At 63.2% G+C, this 26607-nt stretch carries 26 protein-coding genes; 13 read left to right on the forward strand and 13 right to left on the reverse strand.

What is annotated here, in order from left to right:
- The first annotated feature begins 255 nt into the window (after positions 1–255).
- Entirely contained in the window at positions 256–1227 is a 972-nt protein-coding gene (locus tag DRF71_RS09700) for a KpsF/GutQ family sugar-phosphate isomerase (protein WP_112311241.1), read from the forward strand.
- 17 nt (positions 1228–1244) lie between these two features.
- Here the strand turns inward: DRF71_RS09700 and DRF71_RS09705 are convergent, their stop codons facing one another.
- Positions 1245–1814, reverse strand: coding sequence for a hypothetical protein (locus DRF71_RS09705; protein ID WP_157971019.1), 570 nt, complete (start codon positions 1812–1814; stop codon positions 1245–1247).
- Between the two features lie 764 nt (positions 1815–2578).
- Between DRF71_RS09705 and DRF71_RS09710 the strand changes: the two genes are divergently transcribed.
- The gene (locus DRF71_RS09710) at positions 2579–2836 is read left to right on the forward strand and encodes a spike base protein, RCAP_Rcc01079 family (RefSeq protein WP_112310377.1); all 258 of its coding nucleotides are present in this window, start codon (positions 2579–2581) and stop codon (positions 2834–2836) included.
- 744 nt (positions 2837–3580) lie between these two features.
- Here DRF71_RS09710 and scpB read toward each other — a convergent pair.
- From scpB to DRF71_RS09735, 4 genes are all read right to left on the reverse strand, one after another.
- Positions 3581–4219 carry an SMC-Scp complex subunit ScpB gene (gene scpB, locus DRF71_RS09720; protein WP_112310379.1) on the reverse strand — a complete coding sequence of 213 codons (639 nt, stop codon included), beginning with the start codon at positions 4217–4219 and terminating at the stop codon, positions 3581–3583.
- Between the two features lie 2 nt (positions 4220–4221).
- Positions 4222–5067, reverse strand: coding sequence for a DUF1403 family protein (locus DRF71_RS09725; protein ID WP_232831422.1), 846 nt, complete (start codon positions 5065–5067; stop codon positions 4222–4224).
- 140 nt (positions 5068–5207) lie between these two features.
- The gene (locus DRF71_RS09730) at positions 5208–6914 is read right to left on the reverse strand and encodes a L,D-transpeptidase family protein (protein WP_157971020.1); all 1707 of its coding nucleotides are present in this window, start codon (positions 6912–6914) and stop codon (positions 5208–5210) included.
- Positions 6915–7103: 189 nt separating this feature from the next.
- The gene (locus DRF71_RS09735) at positions 7104–8456 is read right to left on the reverse strand and encodes an Nramp family divalent metal transporter (protein WP_112310382.1); all 1353 of its coding nucleotides are present in this window, start codon (positions 8454–8456) and stop codon (positions 7104–7106) included.
- 314 nt (positions 8457–8770) lie between these two features.
- Between DRF71_RS09735 and DRF71_RS09740 the strand changes: the two genes are divergently transcribed.
- Positions 8771–9163 carry a hypothetical protein gene (locus tag DRF71_RS09740; protein ID WP_112310383.1) on the forward strand — a complete coding sequence of 131 codons (393 nt, stop codon included), beginning with the start codon at positions 8771–8773 and terminating at the stop codon, positions 9161–9163.
- A gap of 154 nt (positions 9164–9317) precedes the next feature.
- On the opposite strand, the gene DRF71_RS09745 is transcribed toward DRF71_RS09740, so the two are convergent.
- Both DRF71_RS09745 and DRF71_RS09750 read right to left on the reverse strand, forming a co-directional pair.
- Entirely contained in the window at positions 9318–10499 is a 1182-nt protein-coding gene (locus DRF71_RS09745) for an ATP-binding protein (RefSeq protein WP_112310384.1), read from the reverse strand.
- Entirely contained in the window at positions 10496–11188 is a 693-nt protein-coding gene (locus DRF71_RS09750; protein WP_112310385.1) for a response regulator transcription factor, read from the reverse strand. Before DRF71_RS09750 ends, DRF71_RS09745 begins: the two co-directional genes overlap by 4 nt.
- A 191-nt stretch (positions 11189–11379) precedes the next feature.
- On the opposite strand from DRF71_RS09750, the gene DRF71_RS09755 reads away from it, so the two are divergent.
- The 5 genes from DRF71_RS09755 to DRF71_RS29390 all read left to right on the forward strand — a co-directional run bounded on the left by DRF71_RS09755 (position 11380) and on the right by DRF71_RS29390 (position 14262).
- Complete coding sequence (locus DRF71_RS09755) at positions 11380–12132, forward strand: phosphatase PAP2 family protein (RefSeq protein WP_198672132.1); 753 nt, start codon at positions 11380–11382, stop codon at positions 12130–12132.
- A gap of 700 nt (positions 12133–12832) precedes the next feature.
- Positions 12833–13084, forward strand: a complete 252-nt coding sequence (locus tag DRF71_RS09760; RefSeq protein WP_232831423.1) for a CopG family ribbon-helix-helix protein — start codon at positions 12833–12835, stop codon at positions 13082–13084.
- Positions 13081–13395, forward strand: a complete 315-nt coding sequence (locus DRF71_RS09765; protein ID WP_157971021.1) for a type II toxin-antitoxin system RelE/ParE family toxin — start codon at positions 13081–13083, stop codon at positions 13393–13395. Before DRF71_RS09760 ends, DRF71_RS09765 begins: the two co-directional genes overlap by 4 nt.
- Positions 13396–13594: 199 nt before the next feature.
- Positions 13595–13942: a hypothetical protein gene (locus DRF71_RS09770; protein ID WP_232831425.1), complete on the forward strand. Its 348-nt coding sequence runs from the start codon at positions 13595–13597 to the stop codon at positions 13940–13942.
- A 140-nt stretch (positions 13943–14082) separates the two neighbouring features.
- Positions 14083–14262: a helix-turn-helix domain-containing transcriptional regulator gene (locus tag DRF71_RS29390; protein WP_408634529.1), complete on the forward strand. Its 180-nt coding sequence runs from the start codon at positions 14083–14085 to the stop codon at positions 14260–14262.
- 986 nt (positions 14263–15248) lie between these two features.
- Here DRF71_RS29390 and DRF71_RS09780 read toward each other — a convergent pair.
- Positions 15249–15656, reverse strand: a complete 408-nt coding sequence (locus DRF71_RS09780) for a PIN domain-containing protein (RefSeq protein WP_112310388.1) — start codon at positions 15654–15656, stop codon at positions 15249–15251.
- On the reverse strand, positions 15653–15892 hold the full coding sequence (locus DRF71_RS09785) for an AbrB/MazE/SpoVT family DNA-binding domain-containing protein (RefSeq protein WP_112310389.1): 240 nt from the start codon (positions 15890–15892) through the stop codon (positions 15653–15655). Before DRF71_RS09785 ends, DRF71_RS09780 begins: the two co-directional genes overlap by 4 nt.
- Positions 15893–16173: 281 nt before the next feature.
- Here DRF71_RS09785 and repA point away from each other — a divergent pair, with 281 nt between their 5' ends.
- From repA to repC, 3 genes are all read left to right on the forward strand, one after another.
- On the forward strand, positions 16174–17358 hold the full coding sequence (gene repA, locus DRF71_RS09790) for a plasmid partitioning protein RepA (protein ID WP_112310390.1): 1185 nt from the start codon (positions 16174–16176) through the stop codon (positions 17356–17358).
- Between the two features lie 2 nt (positions 17359–17360).
- On the forward strand, positions 17361–18320 hold the full coding sequence (gene repB / locus DRF71_RS09795; protein WP_112310391.1) for a plasmid partitioning protein RepB: 960 nt from the start codon (positions 17361–17363) through the stop codon (positions 18318–18320).
- Positions 18321–18480: 160 nt separating this feature from the next.
- Positions 18481–19680 carry a plasmid replication protein RepC gene (repC, locus tag DRF71_RS09800; RefSeq protein WP_112310392.1) on the forward strand — a complete coding sequence of 400 codons (1200 nt, stop codon included), beginning with the start codon at positions 18481–18483 and terminating at the stop codon, positions 19678–19680.
- Positions 19681–19855: 175 nt separating this feature from the next.
- On the opposite strand, the gene DRF71_RS09805 is transcribed toward repC, so the two are convergent.
- The 3 genes from DRF71_RS09805 to DRF71_RS09815 form a co-directional block, all read right to left on the reverse strand.
- Positions 19856–21526 carry an ABC transporter permease subunit gene (locus DRF71_RS09805; RefSeq protein WP_232831426.1) on the reverse strand — a complete coding sequence of 557 codons (1671 nt, stop codon included), beginning with the start codon at positions 21524–21526 and terminating at the stop codon, positions 19856–19858.
- Positions 21527–21534: 8 nt separating this feature from the next.
- The gene (locus tag DRF71_RS09810; RefSeq protein WP_112310394.1) at positions 21535–22527 is read right to left on the reverse strand and encodes an ABC transporter ATP-binding protein; all 993 of its coding nucleotides are present in this window, start codon (positions 22525–22527) and stop codon (positions 21535–21537) included.
- 93 nt (positions 22528–22620) lie between these two features.
- Positions 22621–23625: an ABC transporter substrate-binding protein gene (locus DRF71_RS09815; RefSeq protein WP_112310395.1), complete on the reverse strand. Its 1005-nt coding sequence runs from the start codon at positions 23623–23625 to the stop codon at positions 22621–22623.
- A gap of 133 nt (positions 23626–23758) precedes the next feature.
- Between DRF71_RS09815 and hisN the strand changes: the two genes are divergently transcribed.
- Both hisN and DRF71_RS09825 read left to right on the forward strand, forming a co-directional pair.
- Positions 23759–24571 carry a histidinol-phosphatase gene (gene hisN, locus DRF71_RS09820; protein ID WP_112310396.1) on the forward strand — a complete coding sequence of 271 codons (813 nt, stop codon included), beginning with the start codon at positions 23759–23761 and terminating at the stop codon, positions 24569–24571.
- Positions 24572–24580: 9 nt separating this feature from the next.
- Complete coding sequence (locus DRF71_RS09825) at positions 24581–25354, forward strand: DeoR/GlpR family DNA-binding transcription regulator (RefSeq protein WP_112310397.1); 774 nt, start codon at positions 24581–24583, stop codon at positions 25352–25354.
- Positions 25355–25421: 67 nt separating this feature from the next.
- Here DRF71_RS09825 and DRF71_RS09830 read toward each other — a convergent pair whose 3' ends face one another.
- A complete protein-coding gene (locus tag DRF71_RS09830) occupies positions 25422–26471 on the reverse strand; it encodes a tyrosine-type recombinase/integrase (protein WP_112310398.1) in 1050 nt (349 codons plus the stop codon).
- Positions 26472–26607: the final 136 nt, after the last annotated feature.

Genomic DNA, 26607 nt, shown 5'->3' on the forward strand with positions numbered 1-26607 from the left:
AGGTGCAATCTTCTTTGCTGTCAACGATCCTGAAGGGTTGTTAATTCTTTTGCGAATGGGGCCATGGCATTACGATCCTGACCGGGCTGTCTTTACCAGAGGATTTTCCAGTGCATTCAACAGGCTGCTGCAAGCACACGCCCAGGTTGTCAGCGGGAGGCTTTCTCAGTAAAGTGGCCGCCCACAAAATTCATTCCATTGCCCTTGCCACCGGATCCTTTCGTGACTGTTGAGAACCCCTCCCTTCCCCGCCCGATTTCTGACGATTCTCTTTCCGATGCCGCTCTCCTGGCGGCAGAGCGGGTTCTGCGCCTCGAAGGCGAAGCAGTGCTGGCGCTGTCCCGTACGCTGCCGGCCGATTTTCCTGCAGCCGTCGCGCTGATCCTCGCCGGGGGTGGGCGGGTGGTGGTGTCTGGCATGGGGAAATCGGGGCATATCGGCTGCAAACTGGCGGCGACGCTGGCCTCTACCGGCACGCCCGCCTTCTTCGTCCATCCTGCCGAAGCCAGTCACGGCGATCTGGGCATGATTACCGGCGATGACATCTGCATCCTGATCTCGAATTCCGGCGAGACTTCGGAACTGGGCGATATCATCGCCCATTGCGCCCGTTTCGCCATTCCTGTGATCGGTATCTCGAAACGCTCTGAGAGCACACTGATGCGGGCCGCGAGGCTGCGCCTCACGCTGCCGGATCTGCCCGAGGCCTGTGCGATCGGCATGGCGCCGACAACCTCGACCACGCTGACACTGGCGCTTGGTGATGCGCTCGCGGTGGCATTGATGGAGGCACGCTCATTCCGCCCGGACCATTTCCGCACCTATCACCCTGGCGGCAAGCTTGGCGCGCGCCTGTTGAAAGTGGCGCAAATCATGCATCGGGGGGATGCGGTGCCCGTGGTCCGCGAAAGCCTGCCAATGCCCGAAGTGCTGATCACCATGACCTCGCATGGCTTCGGTGTGGCGGGTGTCATCGACAAGGCGGGGCGTCTGAAAGCCGTGATCAGCGACGGGGATCTGCGGCGCAATATGGCCGGGCTGATGAAGCGCCACGCGCTGGAAGTCGCCACGCCCGACCCGGTAACCGTGAGCGCGGATACGCTGGCGGCCGAAGCGCTTTCAATTCTGAACCAGCGCAAAATCGGCGCCGTTTTCGTTGTTGATTCAGATGGGCGGCCCGAAGGCATTCTGCATGTGCATGACTGCCTCCGCGCCGGTATCGCCTGACGGCTGCAACGGGTGGTTCAGCTGTAACGCGCAGTCCAGTAGGAGGTGATCTTCGCCGTTTCCCCGGGGGTGAACGGCGTGGCCCGCAGCAAAATGTCCAGCTGCTGGGTCGATTGCAGCACATTGGCCGGATTGCTGATCGTAGTGACGGAAATACCGGCCAGACGGTCGGCAAGGGCCAGCCCATAGGTACCGCCCGGCAGTGTCACCGGCAGGCTGTCATTGCCGTCATTCAGCAGATACCACTGGCTTCCACTCTGTTGCAGCCGTGGCCGGTTCGCAGCGGTGGGCTGCAAGGCGTGATGACCCGGCTGGCGGCGCAAGGAGACCCCGACCCGCAGACTGGCGCTGGCAGTGCTGTTGATACGGATCAATGTCCCGCTATTCGCCTGGACGATGTTCTGTGTCACCTGGCCCACTGTTGTCAGAAAGGTTCCGCCGAACGACGGGGCAACCACGGTCAGACGGGCATTGCCCGATCCACCCGAGATATAGTCGCCGCGCAAGAGGTAGAAGCCCGTTTCCGGCGCCGTGGCGATCATCGCATTGCCGGCACCGCTGACATCATACCAGGGGTTTGGGCTCAACTCCGTTCCCGCCGTCGTCCCGGCACTGACATCAAGACAAAGGCCAACCGTCTGCCCGGACACAGCCGGTGTGGCGCCCAGGTGATCCTGAAAGATCCTGGCGCCGGCGGGATCATAACCACCGGCCCAATAGCCGGTGGCGCCCCCGGTGAAGAGTTCCTCCGGAGTCCAGCCAGAAAGCGCTTTGCGCCTGCGAAGCGGGAGCGCCGTGAGAGAAAGCCCTAACGAAAACATATGAATGCCCGTGGATTATTGCCCATCGCCCAATTAAGCAGAGCATGTGCGAACCCTTTGCAAAGGCAGGGCACCCCGATCCGGCCAAAGACGCAACGCCACTTTCTGCAATGCGAGGCATTCCCCCTGCCCTGGCTGCCGCTGTGAGAGACAGGGCGAATAGCTGAGGTCCTTTGCCCGTCTGCCAGGCGGCAATTTGATCCCGTTCCCGAACCTTGCTCCTCACTATGATACCCGGGCTTCTTTTCCACCCGGTCTGGCTGCCAGATCCGGGCTGTTTGCGGCGCCACCTCCTGCTCATGCCAGGACATGATGAACCGGGCTGGTCCGCTCTCGCCTTCGACCCGTCCAGATGCCTCAGAGGCAGGGTGTAATCTTTGGCCGGGTGGCGCGCCCGGCGAACGCAAAATAATCCGGTCTGCGCGCCGGCTTGCCGGTCATCGGATGTTGCAACCACCAGCGTTCGCAAGGCCAGGATATTGGAGATCATTCCTGAATAGGCTCCCGTGAGAGACTGACAGGAGAATGATATGTCCGATCCCTTCCAGAAACATGCGCGTGGTCTGACCGCCCCCGCTGACCGGCATTTTGCCATCATCCCTTCGGACAGTACTGACCTGCCGATACGACCAAGGGTTCTGTGCTGCACGACCGCGGGCACTGTGGCGATCCGGGATATGCAGGGGCTGGATGTGACCTATCCGCTTGAGGCGGGGCAAGTGCTCCTGTTCTCGCCCGTGCGGGTTCTGGCCAGCGGAACCACCGCTACCGTCGTAGGCTGGTTGTGATGAAGTCGCCGTCACAGACCGGCGGCAGAGCAAGGTGACGCTCCGGCACTGCCCGGAGCCAGGTGTAGCTTTCTGACTGTTGCAAGGCAGTCCGCAGACTGGAGACCGGTCCGGAGATGGCCAGCATGCCCACCAGACATCGACCCTGTCATGTCCGTGCCTGAATTGGTTTCCGGTGCCAACCGGATCGCGGCGGACAGGGTAGATGACAATCCGCATACCGGAAATCCGGATATCGGCCATTCAGACGGGCTGATGAACCCTGCGACCTTGCTGCACCGGAACCAGAGTGACAACAGAATTTCCGGGTCTGGCCACGCATGCAAAACGATGCAGACCAATGACTAACCACGATGAACAATCGCCCGGTGCCAGGTTTCGGCGCCCCACGCAACTGCACGTCCAACGGCATCGCGAGGCACCAGACAACCGGGTGACAGGGCTTGCCGCAGCCAGGGTCGCCAAACAGCCGCGCGACAGTCGGGCACCGCTTCCGCCTCCTTCGGGGGGCGTGTTTTTCGTCTGAAAATCCGTGATCGTGCTCAGCCGGCGGGTGATATCAGCTGCGCCCGGCCTGATGTCCGGTGCGCCGGGCTTCACGCTCCGGCGCGTCGAAGTGGCCGGTCCTTCGATGCGAGACCCGCGCAAGTCCGGCCCCTCTCTGCGGGATGGACCTGCCATCACCCTTTGCCAGATGACAAGCCGCGCCGACGATCCTGCCGGAGACCGTCGGGACAGCCTCGACTAGTCTGCCTGTTCACCCGCGATCGGCAGATCCAGCGCGATATCAGCCGCTGGCTTCAGCAGCCCGGCATCTTCCAGCGCCTCAAGGTCGGGCAGATCGCGCAGGGTTTCCAGACCAAACTGCAGCAGAAACCCCGGCGTGGTGACATAGGTGTAAGGCGCGCCGGGTTCCGGGCTGCGGGGGCCGCGGGCAATCAGGGCCTGGCGGTGCAGCCGGGCGATCAGGTCGCGGCTGACCTCTCGCCCGGTCAGGCGCGAGATCGCACCACGGGTCACCGGCTGCATATAGGCGATGATGGTCAGGACGAGGGCTTCGTTCGCCGTCAGGTCACGGCTGGCATCACCTTCCTGCCGGGCAGCGCGGATCGCACCTGCGTGTTGCGGTCGGGTGCGGAACTGCCAGCCGCCTGCACTGCGCGCGATCTCGTAGGGACGCCCCGCGAGTTCGGCCGCAATATCTGCGATCAGCAGATCGAGCACACAGTCCCGGCCGACCACCCGGGTCAGCACGTCCCGTCCGACCGGCTCGGAGGATGCGAAGAGCACCGCCTCGACCCGCGCCATCCATTCCCGCCAGCGCAGGGCTTGCGGCAGCTCGGCGAGTTCGGTGTCCAGCGGCTCGGCGGATTTCCGGGCCATCGTCACAATCCGTAAAGCCGGAAGGTCGCCCGCCCGGTCAGTTCGCGCACCAGCCCGAGCGAGGTCAGACGATCAAACAACCGCCGCGCGGCGCGATCACTGGCCTCTGCCCCCGCCTGAGCCGCCAGCGCATCCTCGGTCAGGAGTGCGGTGATGATGGCGGCCGTGTCCTTTCCCGGCCGCCGCAGATTTGCCGCCCGCAAGGCATCGGCGCGGCGCGCCAGATCGGCATGCAGATCGAACGCTGCAACCGCCCCCCTGCCCCAGGCCGCCGCGCAGGCCGCAAACCATGCCTCACCCTCCAGCCGGAACGCCGCGCGCGGAAGATGCGCCGCAAGCAACGGCACCGGCCGATCCCAGCCAAGCGCCCGGGCCAAAAGGGCATCAGCCAGCCAGAGAGCAAGGCCGCGACAGATCTGACCAAGGGCAAGCACGTCCCGCGCCGCCTCCGCCGCAAACCGCAAGGGCGGGGTGCGCCCGACAAACCGCGCGCCGAGATCGCGCAAAATCTCTGAAGCCGGTCCGGGCGGCAGATCGAAGAAAGCGGGCAGCCGCGCGGGCCAGTCCTCGGACCTCAGCGCCCGCGCCTCGCCAAGCCCGCGCCAGCCAAGCAGCATCCGCCCGGCGGGGCCGGGATCATCGCCGGGTTTGCGCAGCGCGAAACCATCACGCAGTTGCGCCTCGCCTTCCCGACGCCCCTCAAGCTGAGAAATCGCTGCGGCAGCCGTAAGCGCAAGCCGCTTGCGCCAGAGAAGGCCGACCGGATCCCCGGACCGGGCAATCGGATCCAGCGCCGCGAGCGCCGCACCGGCAGAAAACAGTGCCGTTTCAAAATCATCGCGACCCACGCCCTGCCGAACCCATCGCGGAAGAGCCGGAAGATTCGGGACTGTCGGACGAGGTTTCACGGCACGGGACATCCCGGAACGCTAGCAAGTATCGGCGTTTTATACCATGTCGATCTTGAGTGTGGCGGGTTCGGGTGCGGTCAGCTGATCCTGAAAACAGCACCGGCCCGATCCAGCGCCTCATAGAGCCGGGCATCGCGACCATAGACATCCTTGCGGAAGTGAACCCCGCCGCGGGCATCGGTAAACGCCGTCCGGTATTCGAGATGAACCGGGACATGTTCGTCCAGCTGGATCCGGGTTTGTCGCTGGCTGCGGAGCGTCGACTGGAAAAGCTCTACCGGGTCGTCGGTCTGGCGCGACAGGAGTTCATAGGCGAAATCATGCGGCCTTTGCAGGCGGATGCAGCCCGCAGAATATGCGCGCAAAGTGCTGTCGAACAGGTTTCGTTCCGGGCTGTCGTGGAGATAGATCGCCCAGGGGTTGGGAAACATGAATTTGACCGTTCCAAGCGGATTGGTCGGCCCGGGTGCCTGTCGCAGGCTGTAGGGAAAGTTGCGCGGCGTATAGCGCGAAAAGTTAATCGAACTGCGCGGAACAACGCGACCGGCGTTGTCGACGACGTCCAGTTGCCGGGCGCCCCCGGCTGCGAGGCTCTTCCAATAGGTCCGTGCAACGATGGATCGCGGCAGCGTCCAGTCGGGGTTGACCTCCATATAGGTCATCTCGTGTGAGAATTCCGGTGTCTGCATATCATCCGGCCGGCTGCCGATGATCGAGACCGTGTCCAGCGTCACAAGATCGTTGTCCATGATCTGCGTGGTGAAATCGGCAAGGTTCACCCAGATATGGCGTTGGCCGCGCGGCACATTGAGCCAGCGTTCGCGTTCGAGCGCCACAGTCAGGGATCGCAGGCGCGCATCGGCGGATATGTTGATTTCGTTCAGCGTGGCCTCATCGGCAATCCCGTTGGGCGCAAGCGCGTGAAAGCCCTGAAAGGCGGCAACGGCGGCCTGAATGCGTTGATCGTAGGAGGCCGTGGCTGTACGGGGCAGATATCCCATCTCGATCAGGCGGTTGCGCAGGATCACCACGGATTCGCCTGTATCGCCGGGTCTGAGGCTGCTGGCAGTGATCTGTGGTCCCCAACCTCCGCCGGCGATCCGTTCCTTCAGTTGATAGATCGCGTGCAGCAGGCGGGAATATTCGGGGCAGGTCGGCACCAGGCTTCGCATGAACATCACGGGTTCAGCGGCCACGAACCTGCGCATCAACTCTGCCACATCGGGCCGGGGAAGGGTGCGAACGATCTGCGGGATGATCCGGATTGGTTCGAGCACTCCACTGCTGATGTCTGTGGCATATTGGACGAAAAGGCTGGACGTCCGCGCCTCCAGCCTTGCCATGTCCCGTTCGCTCAAAACCTCGCGGTAGGCAGTAAGAAGCCCCTCCAGATCATATCGATCTGCCGGCAATCCGTGATCTCCCGCCTGCGACAGGGCAGTAACGAACGCGGATCTGCGATCAGCATGCCCGGGACCGGTCCAGACCGGCGCATAGTTTGTCTCACGGTAAAAGGTTGCCAGCCCGGGGTCATTGGAGACACTTTCTGCCAGGGCAAAGCTGAAAGCCGGGAACCCCTGGGCAAAGATCCGTCCCGGAGCCAGGCCCATCAGGCCGCTTCCCGCCATCATTCCAAGAATGTGCCGACGGGATGCACCAGAGCGCAATCTGGGTTTTTTCTCGGTACTCACTGTCCTCGGTCCTTTCGCAATATCGGCGTTGCTGTGCCGACACAGAGACCGGACAGTGAACCGGCAGCCTGACTGTAAGGCGGCCGGTCGCAAGGCGGATGATTTCAGAGGGTGATAGGACCTCTAGCTACCTGAGGTTCAAGAAAAATATTTGGCCCGATGCCTGCCTTCACGGGAATATGAGGCTTCGTGAACAGGGGCAGAGTGGCCTGCGCGGCCGATTCCAGACGCAACAGGCAAAGGATACTGGCCAGCCTGGTCGACGGTGGCAACCGTTCCTGTTCAGCCCCCGGCGATGGATGTCAGCAGGTTGACATTCAGCCAGATGATTGTGACGGCGATAACAGCGCACAGCGCGGTCAGCCAAAGCGGCGCGACCAGATCGCCCATCTTCTTCCGGCTGGCGGTGAACATGACCAGCGGCACGATGGCAAAGGGCAGCTGGAAACTCAGCACCACCTGGCTGAGCAGCAAAAGCCGTCCCATTCCGTCGCTGCCCCAGATAAGGATCACCAGCACTGCTGGCACGATGGCGATAGAGCGGGTGATCAGCCGCCTGAGAACCGGACTGATGCGGAAATTGATGAAGCCCTCCATCACGATCTGTCCGGCCATGGTCGCCGTCACCGTGGCGTTCAGGCCTGAACACAAGAGCGCGATGCCGAACAGGGTCGGCGCCAGTGATCCGCCCAGAAGCGGGGCCAGCAGGGCATGCGCCTGATCAATCTCGACAATCTCGGTATTGCCGGTTGAGTGGAATGTCGCTGCCGCAAGGATCAGGATCGAGGCATTGATCAGGAGCGCGAGCATCAGCGCGATGGTGGAATCCCATGTCGCCATGCGCAGCGCCTGACGACGCGCACCTGGCGCGGTGCCCCAGTTGCGGGTCTGGACGATGCCCGAGTGCAGATACAGGTTGTGCGGCATGACCGTCGCGCCGATGATCCCAAGCGCCAGATAGAGCATCTCGGGGTTGGTTGCGATCTCGACCGAGGGGGCAAAGCCGATGATCACCGCGTTCCAGTCCGGGTCGGCCATAGCGATCTGCACGAAGAAGCAGGCCGAGATCACAACAAGCAGCGTGATGACAAAGGCCTCGACCCAGCGGAAGCCCCGGTTTTGCAGCCAGAGGATCAGGAAGACGTCGATGGCCGTCAGGAACACTCCGATCTCCAGCGGGATCCCGAACAAGAGGTTCAGACCGATCGAGACGCCGATCACCTCGGCCAGATCGGTGGCGATGATCGCGGCTTCGGCGAACAGCCAGAGCGGCCAGGACAGCCAGGACGGAAAGGCATCACGACAGGCCTGTGCGAGGTCGCGCCCCGAACCAATTGCCAGCCGCGCGCAGAGCGATTGCAGCAGGATCGCCATGATGTTTGACAGCAGCGCCACGAACAGCAGCGTGTAGCCGAACTTCGCCCCGCCAGCCAGTGACGTCGCCCAGTTGCCGGGGTCCATATAGCCCACTGCAACCAGATAGCCCGGCCCGATGAAGGCCATGAAGCGTCGCCAGGGCGTACCCCCCTGCGGCACCACGATCGAGCCATAGACCTCGGACAGCGACGGCGTCGGGCTTTGGCTGCGCCAGCCTTCGGACGGTTGGAAGCGCGGGGCGGGGGCTCTGGCTGTCATGGTGACTCTGTTGCGAATGATTTGCAGTTGCGAGTTATTCCCAACAGAGCCCGGAGGTCAACTCCTGTCTGCTTTTGCCTCTGGCCTGACATAGAGACCAGCCATGCAGGGCGGCACGCCCGCGGCAGGGTTCGGGCTCCGGGTGACTGGCCGCCATGTGTTTTTCTGTGCTGGTACGGCGAGGTTCAGTTCAAGATCCTGACCTCTCTCCGAAAGATTTGAGGTCGCATGAATGTGAACTCTGGCTGCTGCTGCGCATTGTCAGAGACATAATGTCCAGTCGTCAAATCCCGTAAGGCGCGATCACCGCCTTGATGCTTGCGCGTCACGGCGTGAAAGACTTCTTCGTCTTCAACACTGATCACTTCCATCGCCTGGCCGAAGCCTCGATGGCAACGCTGGCCCTGCTGATTTCCGCCGTAGCGGGCATTGCGCTGGTGGTGGGCGGCATCGCTGTGATGAACATCATGCTGGTCCCGGTGACCGAACGCATCCCGCAGATCGGGCTGCGCATGGCAGTGGGTGCGCGACGGTTCTGGCCACGGATGCCATCACAATGGGCTTTGAGCGCATCAAACCCGTCCGGACGCGCTGGCAGGAAAAGGGTCGAAACAGACCACATCAGGCGTGTTTATCTCGAGAAATCCGTCCGGATCATCAGCGCACCAGCGCACCAGCGCTCAAGGGCGGTTTCTCAAGCCCAATGACAGGATGGGACAGCATCATACTGTGGGGTATTTGGGGGCCGGGCATGTCGGTCGCGCAGAGGCGATCAGCCGCCAGAATGGGTTCTCCATCCCGGTGCGACATTTGGTTTATGACCGGGTCTTTCAGCCGCAGGGGCGGTTTTGACGGGCTGTTTCAGGGCGGCGCGGGTTCCGGGGGACGCAGGGTGATGGTCACTTCGGCCCCACCCTCCGGGCGGTTTCGCAGCTCCAGCTTTCCGCCATGCGCGACTGCTATGGCCTGAACGACGGAAAGCCCGAGGCCCGTCCCCCCGGTCTCGCGGGATCGGGACGCGTCACCACGCCAGAACGGATTGATCGCCACCGCGTTCATGTCCTCGGGGAAACCCGGGCCGCGATCCAGCAGCCGGACGACGACACCGCCCTCTGCCACCGGCCCTGTCTCGCAGCAGAGCCAGCCCCCGCTTTGTGCGTAGCGCCCGGCATTCTTCAAAAGCGCCAGAACTGCCTGCCGGATGCGGGCAGGGTCGGCTGCGATTGTGGCCGGGCGCAGATCCGTCTCGACCTTCATGCCATTGGCCTCGAGCATAGGGCCCGATGCCGAAATCACCGCCTCCACCACCTCGGCCACGTCGATCTCCTGCCGTTGCATCACCAGTTTCTGACCAACGGCCAGCGACAGGGTCCGCAGGTCTTCGACAATCTTGCCCAGGCCCTCTACCTGCAACAGAAGGTCCGCGATGTTCTTGCGATCCATCGGAAAAACACCGTCGATGATCCCCTGCAAACCACCCTGCAGCACGGTCAGGGGCGTGCGCAATTCATGCGCGACCGCCATGTTGTTGAACCGCAGGCGCTCTTCCATCATTTCAAGACTTGCCGCCAGGTCGTTGAACGTCCCGACAAGGCTGGCAACCTCACGGGTGCTGCCTGACGGTGATGCAACACGCGCCGAAAAATCCCCGGACCGAAGCGTCTCTGCCGCCTCGGTGAGGCTTTCAAGAGGGCGGGCAATCCGTCGTGACAGCCAGACGCCGGTGAGGGCGCAGACCACAGCCGAAATCAGCCCGCTGACAAGGACAGCCAGCCTGATCTTTGCATCCTCCGGTCCGGACTCTTCCTGGATAAGCTCGATCAGAACCCTGAGCGCCGCCTCTTCTGGCAGGCGTCCCTCATTCACGGCCTTATAGGCGGCGGCGGCATCGGGTGGCAGGCCAAAATTAAAGGTCGTCTCAAGATGGGCCGAGTACCAGGTCACGCCGAAATAGGCCAGAGCGACACTCAGCAACAACATGACAGCGATCACAGCCGCTGTGATGGTGGCAAGGGGCCAGGCGTTGGATTGTTCCGGTTTCATTGCGGATCCGCCAGTCTGTAACCGATGCCCCGCACTGAGGGCAGCATCCCGGGCTCTCCCAGCTCCTCCAGCTTGCGCCTGAGGTTGGAAACATGGGTGTCGACGGTGCGTTCCAGCGCATCGCTTTCCGGCATGCAGGCATCCAGCAGCTCGGCCCGGCCAAAGGCCTGCTGCGGGTGACGGATCATATGGGCAAGCAGGCGGAATTCGCTCAGCGTAAGCGTCAGGGCTGTTCGCTGCCCATTGCTTCTGACAAAGGCAAGATGGCTGTCGAAATCAACTTCGACCGAACGATAGCGCAAGATCTCCTGCCGTTGCTGGCCAAGTGTCCTGCGCAGCACGGCCTTGACCCGCGCGACAACTTCCTGCGGGTTGAAGGGCTTTAGCACATAGTCGTCGGCCCCCAGATGAAGACCGCTCAGACGGTCGATGTCATCGGCAAGCGCCGTCACCATGATGACAGGTGTCGTGCCCGCAGCCCGGATCCGCGCCAGCACGGCAAACCCGTCAAGCCTGGGGATGCGAATATCAAGCAGCACGATGTCCGGCTTCAGAAGTGCGTGATGCTGCAGCGCGGTTTCCCCATCCGCCGCGCGGACAGTCCGAAACCCTTCCCGGTGCAGATAGCCTTCGAGAATGCGCGCGATGGCGTGTTCATCTTCGACGATGAGTACGAGACTGTTATCCATTTCAAAGCCTTGCCACGGTCATTGCGCCTGTCATCACCACTCACGGTGACAAGATTACGCAGTCGTGATTGCCCGGACAATCCTTCGGGCAAAGAGCGACCGGCATCCGGATGATGCCTTGATCCAATCTCCGCCGTTTCTTGACAATCCACCTTCAGGTCGCAGCCGGACCACAATCAGGAGAGACCGGTATGCGAAGACCCGTCCCAGCTCATTCGCCAGATGTCACTGCCGGCCAGGGATTTTTTGCCCCGGCATCCGGCGTCGACCGCATGGGGACAATCGTTATCCGGGCGATCCTGGTCGTCAGTTTTATCTTCATTGCCGTTCCCGCCATCGATCTGATGGTATCCCGCAGCGTCACAGAGAACGGTGTTTTCGTTCTGGCAGAGGATCCACTCCTCCAGGCCCTGCGGCAGGTCGGACTTCGGGGACCCGCGCTGCTTGTCTGGTCAATGGTGATTGTGGTCGGGCTTCTGCTCGTCTTGCCAAAGAAATACGCGATCTGTGCGTTCCACAAACCCCTCTTCGTCCTTGCGAGTTTCGTGGTGGGGCCCGGTATCATCGTCGAGACGCTGAAACCTCTTTTTGGCCGTGTGCGCCCGCGGAGCCTGCTTGAGTTCGGTGGAACCGCGGATTTCACGCCGGTCTGGCAGTTTGCCGGTGAATGCGCCCGAAACTGCTCCTTTCCCTCGGGTGAAGCCTCCGGAGCGGCGGCCACTCTCTCCGTCCTGGTCTTTGTGCCGCCCCGACACAGATGGGCCGCAGCCCTGTTTCTCACACCGCTGCTTGCCATGATCGCATTCAACCGTGTCCTGTTCGGCGCCCACTTCCTGTCCGATGTCATGCTGGGCTGGCTGCTGACATGTCTGGCAATGGTCTGGATATGGAAATGGATCGACATGCGCGCGCATGTCGTTGACAGGCTTTTGCCCCGGCGTTGATGCCGGGAGCTTGCTCCATCCCTTCACCTGCGGGAAAATTGCAAGGAAACGGCACTCCGGTTTCCGCCTCATCGAAGTGGGTCTGCCCACCGGCTTCAGGGTAAACGGCCTTCACGCTCAAAGTGATATCCCGCCCCTATACTGCCGCAGATCTCACCGCCTGACTTGCGATCTTCGACAGCCGCCTGCCCACCTTCTTTGCGCCAGCCGAGCGAGAGGAGTTTCGGGACTATCTCGGGAATCTGACGGCAGCCATATCGCGCCATATCGTCCTGCAAAGGGACAATTTGGTGCTTGCCTGTGGCAGTCGGCCACGGGTTCGTGGCTCAGGCGCAGGGTTTCCGGGGGTGGAAGGCAGAACGGCATGCGCCGGATCGCGGCTGCGCGCAAGGATGTTGATGACCACCGGGGCCGAATGGGTGAACGTAAGATTGTCTGACCTGCCAGATAAACTCTGTTGATCACTCAGGCAAAGGGAGGATGCCACACCTCCCCCCCTTTTGAAACTCCCTTGCCCCGCAGGCCAGGGAGCGGCAGGCCCGCCCCTTTGGAAACCCCGAAGCAGAGCCGCCCCGGGGCGGTTACAAAACCCCGGCCCGCCCCTGTCAAGTGGGGCTGCAGGGACGAGGCCGGCGGCGGCGCGGCCTGGAAATGACGGCGCGCCCTGTTATGATTACATCAGATTACAATGGAGCGCACCATGCCGGCCCGCGCCACATCCGAGCCGATCACCATCCGCACGGCCAGGGTGTCGGAGATCGACGCCCTGGCGCAGGCGATGGACCGGTCCCGCAACTACATCGTCAATCAGGCCATCGAACAGTATCTCGAGGCCAACGCCTGGCAGATGGAGCGGATCACGGCGGGTATCGAGGCGGCGCGGGCGGGTCAGGTGCAGCCTGCCGATGAGGTCTTTGCCGGTATCGCCGCCAGGCATGGCTGGGCGCGTTGAAGCACCTGGTCATTGCTGTGCCCGCCGCCCGCGATCTTGAGGGGATTGTGGAATATATCGCGCAGGACCATCCCGTTGCTGCCGAAGGCGTCTATCGCGGGATCGTTGCGGCCGCCAGGAGGCTGCCCCAGTTTCCGGCGATCGGGCGTCCCGGCCGTCATCCCGAGACGCGGGAGCTGAGCGTCTCGGGTCTGCCCTATCTGATCGTCTGCGAGGTCGGGGCTGAGGCGGTCACGATCCTGGTCATCTTCCACACCGCTCGTGATCTGGCGCAGGCGCTGCGCGAGCGGATCAAAGGGAACGCATCATAACCGTAGCCCATTGGTATTCCGCCGACCTGCAGGTCTGCCATGACAGCATCATTCCGAACGCAAACCGCCCGTTTCGCGCCACCAGCCATATGGTTCCGTGCTGATCGGGCGGCTTTCGGAGAAGGCTGGTCCCGAAGATGACCTCCGGGTCGCCGGCGATTTCGCCTTTGGCCCCAGGGCCAGGGATGAGGACTGGCTGTTGAGCCTCTTCAGCCAGCTTCCCGGCGCATGGCGGCATCTGGTCGTTGTGTCGCTGCTGGCCGAGGTCGATGATCCTGCCGCTGACAAGCCGGTCACGCTTTGCCATTATCCGATGATGACCTGGAACCACGCCCGGCAAGGGGCGCTGCATCTCTTCGGCCATGTGCATGGGAACTGGCAGGGCACGGCCAACAGCGTGAATGTCGATGTCTGGGGCTATTACCGGTGCCTCTGCCAGATGCTGCGCGTCGGGCAAAGCAGTTGTCGCCGCACAGGCACTGGAAAGATGGCGAGCCGCGTGCCTGAACGGGGTCAGACCAGCAGGGCGAAGGGAGGAATGAGATGATATTGCCGCCCTATGCAAGGCCGCGAGCGCGCTCGCAGCCGGAAGGCCGGATTTTGTAACTGTTTCGATCTGGCATTCCCTCTTCGTGCCAGGAGCGTAATCATAGGTGGATAGCTTTCCCATGGCGCAGGGGATTGGTTATGGCCATTGAGACCCCCCTGTTCGACGCATCCAGGTGTCTGGGAACTCCGGAGGCGCGGGTTGTTTTCCTTCGTGACGCCCTGGAAACCGGGGATGCCGGATATTCCCATGCTCTTGGCGTGATCGCTCGGGCCCGTGGGATGTCCCATATCGCTCGTGATGCTGGTCTGAGCCGATAGACGCTGTGCCGGGGCTGACCTGTCTGTGATCGGAAACCCTACGCTTACCACCACCACTTCGCCGGCACGGAGGGGTTCGTTTACACCATAATGTCCTGCCGCTCTCCGACAACAGATGGTTTTACCAGTCGCCTTTACGCGACCCTCTGCCGCAGAAACGGGCTCCAGCAGGCGTTCATCACCCCGCATTGCCCGCAGCAAAACGGAATGCCTGGGCACGGCCTCTTCGTTGCTGTAGCGCAGCGGATATTTTCACCATCACAGGTGAGATCCGCCGCGCCTGTCCTGTCTAAACAAAATCCGATAAGGTTGCTCGTATCGGCAAAGGCCGGGACGCGACGGGTGGAGTGACAGCCCCCGGCGCCCCTCGATCAGCATTGTCCCCTAAGTCGCGCCGATCCGCTGCGCCCGCACCGCGCAGACCCGCACCTCATGCGGGCAATCGGCGACGCGCCGGGGATGCCGCGATGCAGCTGGCCGAATGGGGCGTGTCATGGTGATCGTCACCGGGCAAGCGGGTGAAGGTCCGGGCGCTGGCATCGCGACGACTGATTGCGCCATCGAGGGTGCTCCGGGGCCATGTAGTGCCTGACCGCCGACCTCGTGATCGACCGATCTCGTGATCGACAAGGCCGACGAAACGATCTGAGCCTCCGGCTTGCGCTGCCTGGCGCGGGGCGATCACCTGGTGCCCCTAACCGGCGCGCATCCCTCAACCGATCCAGGCGGTTTTTTTCTGCGGCACTTGTCGGGCATTGCTCGACCATGACCCGCCTGGACGAGGTCCGCCGTCTGGTATGCGCCTCGAAGAGCCCGCCCGTCCGGGCAAGGCCCTGATCCGCATCTGATATCCCGATGTCCTGAGACACTATTCCTGACGCGACCGGGGGGATGGCATTCTCACCCTGAACTGCCGCGAGGGGATGACGGCTTTGGCTGCAAAGCGCAAACCGGTGTTCCGCAACCGCCGGGTGGCCCGGCGAGGGTTACTGATCCGCCGCCGCGACCAGCCGCATCCCGGGCAGGCCCGCCGCCTTGCGGTCGAAACTGACTGTCTCGCGGCAGCCGGCCCCCTGCCCTGCCAGCGCGATCATCTGATCGGCAAAGCCCGGCCCCCCTTTGCGATAGCGGTCCGCCGCCACCGCAACCCGGTCCGAGGTCTCGATCACCAGCTCCCGCGCCTCAAGCAGCCCGTCCAGCGCCCGGGCGATATCGGCGCGCCCGAGACCATAGGCACGCTCCAGCACCCAGACCAGTTCGACCAGCACCTCGCGGCAGACAAAGCCGGGATCGGCCTCACTCAGCCCCGCCATCAGATCGGCGGCCTGGCGCGCCTGGGCCGGTTCGTCCTGGACCAGAAAACGGACCAGCACATTGGTATCAAGGCCGATCATTGCCCGCTGGCGCCCTTCGCGATTGCTGCTTCCATTTCGTCAAGACTGACCACCCGCTGCGTCTTGCCCTGCAACAGCCCTTTCAGTCCCGAAACCGGCTGGCTGCGCACGATCCGCACCTCGCCATTGTCGAGGATCATATACCGCAGCCGGTCGCCGGGCGTCAGGCGCAGCGCCAGCCGCACATCCCTCGGGAGCGTGGTCTGACCTTTGGTGGTTACGGTCGATTCCTGCATGGTCTCTGTCCCGGGTGAGGTAATGCAAATTGCAATATCGCATTACATATGGATGACCTGCTGTGAATATGCAAGCCCGGCAGTGCGGTTCATCCCTTTGCTGGCATCACAGCTCCGCCCCCTTGCCCCACTCATTGCCGGGCCTTTGGTGGTCACGATGGTCGATGCTACCAGATATTGAAGAATCTTCTTGCAGGAATCGGGGAGCTGCCGCAGATATATACGCTACAGAGGGAATATGACGCCCCCAGGCGTAACAATGGGGGCGCGGAGCAGAGAAAATGACCAGGGCCAGAATCGACCAGCTGGTGGGTGACCACGCGGCGCGCCTTTCCGAACGGCTTCAGGCCCATCGGGAACAGCTCTTCCCGCCGAATGCAAGGCGGGTGCTGCGCAAATTCACCAGCGGTGAGGTGGCCTCGCTTTTGGGCGTCAAGGATGCCTATCTGCGCAAGCTCAGCCTTGATGGGCGCGGACCCCAGCCCGAGACCCGATCCGGCGGGCGCAGGCTCTATTCGCCCGAAGATATCCTGGCGCTCAGGCAGATGCTTGAAAAGGGCGCGAAAAGCCCCGGCACCTATTTGCCCGGCCGCCGCCAGGGCGATCATCTTCAGGTCATCACGGTGATCAATTTCAAGGGCGGATCGGGCAAGACCACCACCGCCGCGCATCTGGCGCAGAAACTGGCGCTGGATGGCTACCGCGTGCTGGGGATCGACCTTGACCCGCAGGCCAGCTTTTCCGCGCTGCATGGTTATCAACCCGAATTCGACCTGCCCGATGGCGGCACGCTTTACGATGCGATCCGCTATGATGATCCGGCTCCGATGGAGCAGGTCATCCAGAAGACCTATTTCCCCAACCTGGACATCGTTCCCGGCAATCTCGACCTGATGGAATTCGAACATGACACGCCGCGCGTGCTGGCCGCGCGCAGTGGCGAGATGTTCTTCACCCGGATTTCCGAGGCGCTGGCGACCATCGAATCCGCCTATGATGTGGTGGTGATCGACTGCCCGCCGCAGCTGGGATTCCTCACGATGAGCGCACTTAGTGCCGCAACGGCCGTTCTGGTGACGGTGCATCCGCAGATGCTTGATGTCATGTCGATGTGTCAGTTCCTGCTGATGACCTCGAACCTTCTGGGCGTGGTTGCGGATGCCGGCGGCGATATGTCCTATGACTGGATGCGCTATCTGATCACCCGCTACGAGCCCGGCGACGGGCCGCAAAACCAGATGGTCGGCTTCATGCGCTCGATGTTCGGCGATCATGTGCTGAACCATACCGCGCTGAAATCCACCGCGATCTCGGATGCCGGCATCACCAAGCAGACGCTTTACGAGGTCGACCGTTCGGCCTTTACCCGCCAGACCTATGAGCGGGCGCTGGAGAGCCTGAATGCGGTCAATGAAGAGGTCGAGGCCCTGATTCAGGGGGCCTGGGGCCGCGAAGGGAGGCGTTAGACATGGCACGCAAGGATCTGCTGAAAGGGCTGCTTTCTGCCGGCACAGAGACTGATTCCGCCTCTGCGCCCTTACCCCGGCCCCCTGCCCTGCAGCCCCGCCCCGTCAAAGGCGCGATCGGCGCCGTGGGCCAGTCGATTGCCGAGCTGAAAAGCCGCTCGGTGATCGAGGTCGATGCGGGTCTTATCGACAATGCCGGGTTCGAGGACCGGCTGGATGCCGATGATGCCGGTATCGCCGAACTGGCGCGCTCGATGCAGGATTATGGCCAGCAGGTGCCGGTTCTCTTGCGGCATAATCCAAAGCAAGAGGGTCGGTTCGAAGTGGTCTATGGCCGCCGCCGGGTCGCAGCCCTCCGCCAGGCCGGGCTGCCGGTCAAGGCGATGCTGCGCGATCTGACCGACCGCGACCTGCTGATCGCCCAGGGCCAGGAGAATGCGATCCGCAAGGATCTCTCCTTCATTGAGAAGGCCAATTTCGCCCGCCAGATGCGCGATGCCGGCTTTGACCGTGCGGTGATCTGCGATGCGCTGGCGGTGGACAAGACGGTGATCAGCCGGATGCTGGCGGTGGCAGACGGCATCCCGCTCAGCCTCTTGCGCGCCATCGGCGCCGCGCCATCGGCCGGCCGCGACCGCTGGTTGCAACTGGTCGAGCGGCTGCGCGACCGTGACCCTGACGCCGTGCTGCAGGTGGTGGCCGGAGACAGCTCTGATGCAAGGTTCGAGACTGTTTTCCGCAAACTCTCGGCGCCCAGGCCGCGCCCCGAGGGCCGGCCAGAGCCCGAAGCGCTGATGGGCAGCGGCCATGTGATCCTGGGCGGCGTCACCCGCAAGGGCAGCACCACGACCTTCAGTTTCGACAGCAAAGAGGTGGCCGGTTTCGACGACTGGCTGGCCCGGCATCTTCCCGATCTTCACGCGCGCTTTCTGACCGAGACGCGCGGAAGCGACAGCACATAACAACAGGAGGCACGACAGGGCAGAAAACAAAAGCCCCCCGGAACGATGAACATTCCGAAGGGCCGTTGGTCGATCTTGCACCCCGACTTTAACGGCTTTGGTTGACTCCTGTCAACTCGTCGATTCGGCGGGTCTGGTTTTTGTGACCCCGTGAAACAGGATGCAGCATATTTCCACGACGCCCTTCGGGCGGCGGCCGGTGACGGCTGGTCTTCTGGCAGCCCGCGCGCTGGCCCAGGGTGATATTGATCATGCACCGGGCTGTGATCCGGTCAGCAAATGGCAGGTTTTGCGCGATCTGGCGCTGGCCCGCACCGTCTTTGGCGTGAGCGACCGTGACCTCACGGTGCTGGCGGCGCTGGTCTCCTTCCATCGCGACGAAGAAATCCAGGCCTCGGGTGCCATCGTCTTCCCCTCGAATGTGGCACTGTCGCAGCGCGCGCATGGCATGGCGGAAAGCACCCTGCGCCGGCATATCGCGGCGCTGATCGCGGCGGGGCTGATCCTGCGCCATGACAGCCCGAATGGTAAGCGCTACGCCATCCGCAATCGGGGCGAGGGGCTGGACCGGGCTTTCGGCTTTGATCTCTCCCCCCTGCCCCGCCGTGCAGCCGAGATCGCGGCTGCGGCCCAGGCAGCCTCACAAACGACCGAGCGGCTGCGGCGACTGCGCGAAAGCATCGTGTTGCGGCTGCGGGATTGCGAAAAGCTGGTGGATTATGGCCGCGAAACTCTTCCGGGCAATTGGGATGCGCTGGCTGACGCGGTGATCCTGATCAAACGGGCCCTGCGCCGTAAAGCTCAGGCCGAGTTGCTGGGCGATCTGGACAAGTCGGTCTCGCAACTGCTCGATCACATCACCCAGTTGATCACGACAAATGAAACAGAAAAATTGCACGGCAATGCCAGTGATTTTGGGCGGCACAATCAATACTCAACCCAAACCATTATTGATTCTGAACCTTGCAAAGAAAGTGCAAGGGCGGCGGCCGCTGGTCCGGATATCCCGGCCACAGTGCCTCCTGAACCCGGGCTGCCATTGCATCTGGTGTTGCGTGCCTGCCCCGAGATCCTGGCCTATGCTGCGCACGGTCTTCGCGACTGGCGTGATCTGGTGACTGCGGCGGATTTTGTGCGGGGTATGATCGGCATCAGTCCCGACGCCTGGGAGGAGGCCCGGTTCCATATGGGGCCGGTTACGGCCGCGATCACGGTGGCCTGCATCCTGCAAAGTTTTGACCGGATCTCGCGGCCTGGTGGTTATCTGCGCGCGCTTGCCCGAAAATCGGCTGAGGGGACATTCTCGCCCGGCCCGATGGTGATGGCTCTGATCAAGGCCGATAACAGCCGTGCAGCATGACAAGGGGCAGCACAAAGCGGATGTTGCGGAACTGGTTTATGAGCCGGTTCTGCCTGCCGCCGGCAGTGACACGCTGGCAGCAGGCTTTGAAAGGGCGAGGCTTCGGATCATGGTTGGTTGCGCGGGCTTTTCCGGCGGGAGGCGGAAGTTGACAGCTGTCAACCAGGCGATGGCTTCAATGCCAGGCACCGCGTTTCGGGAATGCTTCCTGCAATCTCAGGATCGCACGCAAAAGCCCCATGGCGACGAGGACGGTCAGCATGATCAGCACTGAAAAGGCTGCTGCCTGGGTCGAAGATCCGGCCTGATCCAGCCGCATAACCGAAACGGCTCCGACGCTTAGCTTCGGTGTTATCAGGAAGATCACCGCTGAAAGGGTCACCATGCCGCGCATGAACAGGAAGAAAAAGACCGAGATCAGCGTCGGAACCATGATCGGGATGATCGCATCCCGCAGCGATGCCCAGGTGCCGCCGCCGATGGTGGTGACGGTTTCCTCCAGCTGTTTCGGCACGTTGCGGATGCCGGTCACCATCGTCAGGAAACCCTGCGAATGGTAATGGTAGAAATTACAGAACGCGATCAGCAGTACCGAGCCGTAAAGGATGCCGGGAAAGACCGGTTTCACGTTGAAGGACAGCACATAGGACAGGCCCAGAACCAGCCCCGGGACCCCGACCGGGATGATGGCCAGCAGATAGACAAGACGGGCCGAAGAGCGCGGCATCTTCCGCTGCGCCAGCACCAGTGCAAACAGCATCAGCGTTCCGAATGCCGCGGTGATCAGCGAGGCGTAAAGCGAGGTCCAGAGCGGATCATAGCCGCCTTGGGTGGTGATGTTGTAGTTCTTCAGCGTCAGGCTCATCTTATAGGGCCAGAGCTGGACGAAGCTTGCAAAGACCACCACAGCGACAATTGCGATCAGGAACAGTGCGGTCAGATGGGCGGCAAGCCAGAGCGGGATGTCGCGCGGCGCCCAGCGATCCGGTTCGACCGGAATGGCGCCTTCGCCGGTGCCGCCGCGTTGCGCTGCGACCTTCTCCAGGTAGAAGGCCAGCAGGGTCGGGATCAGCAGCAGGATGCCGACGACCGCGCCCATGTTGAAATTCATCTGCCCGACGACCTGGGCATAGATCTCTGAGGCCAGCACCCGGTAATTGCCGCCAATCACCGCCGCATTGCCGAAATCGGTGATGGTGACGGTAAAGCAGACGAACGCCGCGCTGAGGATGCCGAAACGCAGTGCCGGCAGAGTGATATCGACAAAGCGCCGCCAGGGCGAGGCGCCCAGCACCAGCGCCGCATCATATTGCCTCCGGTCGGCATGGCGCAGAGCCACGGCCATGATCATCACCGCCTGGGGCAGCGCATACATCGAATTGGCGATGACAAGGCCGGGCAGGCCATAGATCTGCATCTCGATCCCGGTCAGGTAAGTGACCAGCCCGTTGCGCCCGAACATAAAGATCAGCCCAAGCGCCTGGACCAGCGAAGGCGCCAGTAATGGCAGGATCAGCGCCAGCGAGACCAGCCAGCGCAGCGGCATTTTTGTGCGGTTCAGCGCATAGGCGATGACCAGCCCGAGGCTGACACTGATCAGCGCGGTCAGCCCGCTCATCACCAGCGAATTGCTGACCACGCCCCAAAGGTGATCCAGTGCCAGGATCTCGCGGTAATTCCCAACCCCCACAGCGCCGTCGCGCTGCTGAAAGCTGCGCCAGACCACAATGGCCAGCGGATAGAGGAAGAAAAGGGCCAGCCCCGCCAGCGGGACCAGCAGCACGACATGCTGAAACAGCCTTTCCCCGATGGGCTGATCAAGGCCGCGGGGGATGCGTTTTTCCACTGGCTTGCTCATGGTGCGACCCAGACGCCGGCGCCCGGCTGCAGGCTGAGGGTCACCGGCGCGCCCTCCGTGAAATCGGGCAGGCGGTGGGTCTCGGCAAGGATCACATCACCCTGCCAGTCGATTTCCACCCGGCTGACATTGCCGAGAAAGGTGATCGAACGCACGCGGCCCGGACCAGTTGCATCCGGGCGCACCAGCACATCCTCGGGGCGCAGGGCGAAGAGGCGACCGCTTTGGCCGGCGGGCGGAACGATGCCGAAGCCGGCTGCGCGCTCTTCCGGCAGCAGGGTGGAGCTGCCGACGAAATCGGCGACAAAGCGGGTGGCCGGACGGGTATAGATATCGGCGGGGGAGCCGATCTGCTCGATGCGGCCCGCGCTCATGCAGACCACCTTATCGGCCATGGTCAGCGCCTCTTCCTGATCATGGGTCACCATGATCGTGGGAATGCCCAGACGTTTCTGCATCTGGCGGATTTCGCTGCGCAGCCCGGCGCGCACCCGTGCATCCAGCGCGGAAAGCGGCTCGTCCAGCAGCAAAAGCGCGGGCTCCACTGCCAGCGCGCGGGCAATGGCGACGCGCTGCTGCTGGCCGCCCGACAGCTGCCAGGGCAGCCGGCCGGCAAATTCTTCCAACCCGACCAGGGCCAGAAGTTCTTCGACCCGGGCGGAAATCTCGGCCTGGGGCCGTTTGCGCAGTTTCAGACCATAGCCGATATTCTGCGCGGCTGTCATTTGCGGGAACAGCGAATAGGACTGGAAGACGATCCCGAAACCCCGGTCGCGCGCCCCGATCGTGGCCAGATCGCGCCCGCCCAGGGTCATCTCGCCGCCTTCAAAGCTTTCCAGCCCGGCCACCACGCGCAACAGCGTGGTCTTGCCGCATCCGGAGGGGCCAAGCAGGCAGACGAATTCACTTTCGCCCACCGAAAGATCAATCTCTTTCAGCGCCTGCCAGGTGCCGTAGAATTTGGAGAGCCCTCGGATGTCCAGGGTCATCTTGCCTCACTTCGTTGCGGGAAACGGGGGGGGGCGGCGGGGGGCCGCAACAGGGGAGGGGAGGCGGGAAAGATACCCGCATCCCCTGTCGGATCAGCGCCCGACGGTCTCGCGCCATTTGGCGATGATTGCGTCACGCGTTTCGCCCGAGGCGGCGAAGTTCATCGGGAAGAGGACCGAAGCGAGATCCTCGGGAAGGCCGGCTTTTTCGGCCTGGGGCGAACGCGGCACGCCCGGAATCGTCACCAGGTCCTTGCGGGCGGCATAGGCCTCGACCGCCCCGGCGCTGAGCGTCCAGTCAAGGAAACGTTTCGCATCCTCGGGATTGTCGGTCGATTTCATCAGGCCATTGGCCTCAAGCTCGAACCCGGCATAATCCGAAGGGATCACCATCTGGATCGGGTAGCCCTCATCAATGCCCTGCATCGCGACATAGGACAGCGAGGCGCCGATGGCGAATTCCCCCGCCTGGGCCATACGGCAGGGCCGCGAGCCGGAGGTGGTGTATTGCGCCATGTTCGGGTCGATATCCCTGATCAGCTGCCAGCCGGCCTCTTCGCCGGCGCCCTGGAGGATGGCGGCGATTTGCAGATAGCCGGTGCCCGAAGAGGAGGGGTCAGGCATCACCACCTCGCCCTTATAGGCGGGGTTCTTCAGATCGGCCCAGGAGGCGGGCACCGGGGCGCCCAGCTGGGCCAGCCGCTCGGTATTGACGCAGAATGCCCCGACATAGCCGGTGGGGGCAAACCAGCGGCCATCCTTGTCGCGGAACTGCTGGTTCAGGGCCTCTTCACCCTTTGCCGCATAGGGTTCGAGCTGATCATAAATGCCCGGATTCAGCATATTTGTAACGGCAAATCCCCAGACCACATCGGCCTGCGGATTACCGGCCTCGGCGATCAGACGGGCGCCAAGGTCGCCGGTCGACAGGCGCAGCACGTTCACGGTCACATCGGGCATATCCGCCGCAGCGCGTTCGAGATAGGCGGCGACTTCGTCTTCTTCCAGCGCGGTATAGACCGTGATCTCTCCGGCAAATGCCGGCAGGGCCGCAACGCTGAGCGCAAGGCCGGCAAGAAATGGGATCTTATTCTTCATTCGCCTTCTCCTGTTGGTTGGGTGCATTTTTTCAGAAACGGTAGCGCAGGGTTGACGGTGTGGCAATCTGTGTATTTGTGTTATATTGGGTTTTTGGAAAAACCAGCCGACAGACACTGGAGATGCCTGAAACATGGTCACTTCTGCCGCAATCACTCTGCAATCGCTGGTCGATATGGCCGAAACCGCCCGCAGAATCGCTGTCGAGGCGGGGCTGAAGGGGATGGAATGGTTCCGCAAACCCGTCACCATTGAGGTGAAAACCGACCAGAGCCCGGTGACAGAAGCGGACAGGGCGGTTGAAACCGTGCTGCGCGACAGGATCCGCGCGGCCTTTCCCGGTCATGCGATTCTCGGCGAGGAATTCGGGCTGGAAGGCCGCAGCGATGCGCCGGTCTGGGTGGTGGATCCGATCGATGGCACCCGCAGCTTCATCACAGGATGGCCGATCTGGGGCACGCTGATGTCGATGGCGGAGGAGGGCCGCTCAAGGCTTGGTGTGCTGCATATGCCGGCGCTTGGCGAAACCTGGGTCGCCCATGCCGGTGGTGACTGTCTGTTCCACGCGGCGAATGGCCGGGTCGACCCGGCGCGGACCAGCGGCTGCGAGGCCCTGGCCGATGCGCGGTTCTATACCACCTCGCCCGATTACTTCGATGCGACTGAGCGGGCCGGATATGACGCGATCCGCCGCGCCACCGGCGTGCAGCGTTTCGGCGGCGACTGCTATGCTTACGGGCTGCTGGCCTCGGGCCATGTCGATCTGGTCGTCGAAAGCCGGTTGCAGCCCTATGACTTCCTTGCGCTGGCGCCCGTGGTCGAACAGGCTGGCGGCGTGATCAGCGACTGGCAGGGGCGCCCGCTGGGGATCGGATCGGGCGAGCAGGTCATTGCCGCCGCGACTCCGGCCTTGCACCGGGAGGCGCTGGCGCTGATCGCGGGCTGAGGAAGGATCATGTGGCAGGCAGAACGGCATCAGCGGATCCGCGCGCTTCTGGGCACCTTTGGCCAGGTCGGCGTTGATCGTATCGTCACCGAGCTGGGCGTCTCGCGGGAGACGGTGCGGCGCGATCTGAAGGAGCTGGAGGATGCGGGCGTGCTGCGCCGCATCCATGGCGGCATCGTGCCGGTTCAGGCCGAGGGAGAGGCGCCCTATCCCGAGCGGACCGGCCAGAACCTGCGCGAAAAGCGGGCCATCGCCGAGGCCTGTCTGCAATTTGTCAGCCCCGGGCAGACCCTGATCATTGATGCGGGCAGCACAACTGCATGCCTGTCGGAACATCTGGCCGGGCTCAGCGGTTTGCTGGTTTTCACAAATTCGGTCGAGGTTGCCGCCAATCTGAGCACGGAATCGTCGCGGGCGCGGCAGAATCGGGTCATTCTTCTGGGCGGCGATTTCATCAGCGAGCCGCCATCGACCCATGGCATGACGACGCTGGCGGCCATCGCCTCACTCCGTGCCGATCTGGCTTTCTCTTCGCCCTATGGGCTGACGGCGGCGGATGGCGCCACCAGCATGGTGCTGGAAGAGGCCGGGATCGCGCGGGCAATCTATGCCAGCGCGGCGCGCAGGATCCTGCTGGCCGATGGGTCGAAACTGGGCCGCCGGGGGCGTATCTCCTATGCAAAGGCGAGTGAGCCGGACCATATCGTGATGGATGCCGGAGCCGCGCAAAGCCCGCATTTCGCCGAACTGCGGAAACTGGTCGGTAACCGCATCCTTTGCTAGCCGGCTGCGGAGCGGGACGCAGATCCGGAGGGCGCGCGTATCGCGGCGCCGGAACGGGTGGGATTGTTCACAACCCCGCCGCCCTGGTGAGGTTGACCCTGAACCTGTCGCGTCTGCGCTGATAGCGTCGGGTCATTTCTGCGCTTGCATGGCCGAGTTGTTTCTGGACATGGCGCTCATCGACTTCGGCCGATGAGGCGAGGCCGGCGCGGAGGCTGTGGCCGGAGAAGAGGGCAGGGCGGTCGCCCTCGGGCAGGTCGCCGCGCAGCCCTGCCGCCCGGGCGGCGCGTTTGACCAGTCTGGCCACCTCGCGGTCATTGAGGCGGAGCGGCCCTGGTTCCTTCCCGCCGCCGGTGATGCGGCGAAACAGCGGCCCCTGGCTGATGCGCGCGAATCTCAGCCAAAGCTCCAGCGCGTCGAGCGGGCAGGTGGCGGGCGAGGAGCCGCGTCCGATCTCGACCTCGCGCCAGCCGGTTTTGCCGCGAAGCGTGACCAGCAGCCCGCCCGGCAGCAGTTCGATCCAGCCGCGCCCGTCCTCTGTCTGGTCGCGGCCCGCATCGAGGCCGGTGATCTCCGAGCGCCTGAGGCCCCCGGCAAAGCCGATCAGCAACATGGCGCGGTCGCGCAACCCGCGCAGGGTGCTGCGGTCGCAGGTCTCCAGCATGGCCATGAGATCCCCGGGCAGGATCGCCTCCTTCTGCCTGGGCGGGGCGGCATGGCTGTTGCGGATCCCTGCGAGGACGGTGGCGATATGGCGGTCGCGCCGGTCCAGCGTCAGGCCGCGTTGGGTATAGGCCCAGGTCAGCGCCGAGAGCCGGCGCTCGATGGTCGGGACCGCGTTCTTGCGCCCCCCGATCGACGTCGCGCCGGACGCACAGGCGGTGATGTAAAGCCCGACGATCTGCGGGTCCGGCTGGATCGGGTCAAGGCCCTCACGGCGGCACCAGCCTGAGAAATGTGTCCAGTCTGCCGCATAGGCTTTGCGGGTATTGGCCGCACTCGCCGCCTCGGCATAGGTCCGCGCCCGCTCAGCGAGATCCCGCAGGGCAGGCGGCTGATGACCCGCGGCCGCAGGGGAGGGGGCTGCGGCGTCCTGACCGGGAGCCTTATCTGTCATGGGGTGCTCCTCCGGGTGGATGCGCGGATATGGGCAGGCTGTTCAGCGATACGGACAGGGCAATCGCAGGGATCCGGTCAGAGCCATGCCCCGGGCAGTTTTGCCGGGATGCTTCGATTATGCTCCGGGCTGGTTT

Source organism: Pseudogemmobacter bohemicus (assembly GCF_003290025.1).
In the GTDB taxonomy this organism is placed as follows: domain Bacteria; phylum Pseudomonadota; class Alphaproteobacteria; order Rhodobacterales; family Rhodobacteraceae; genus Pseudogemmobacter; species Pseudogemmobacter bohemicus.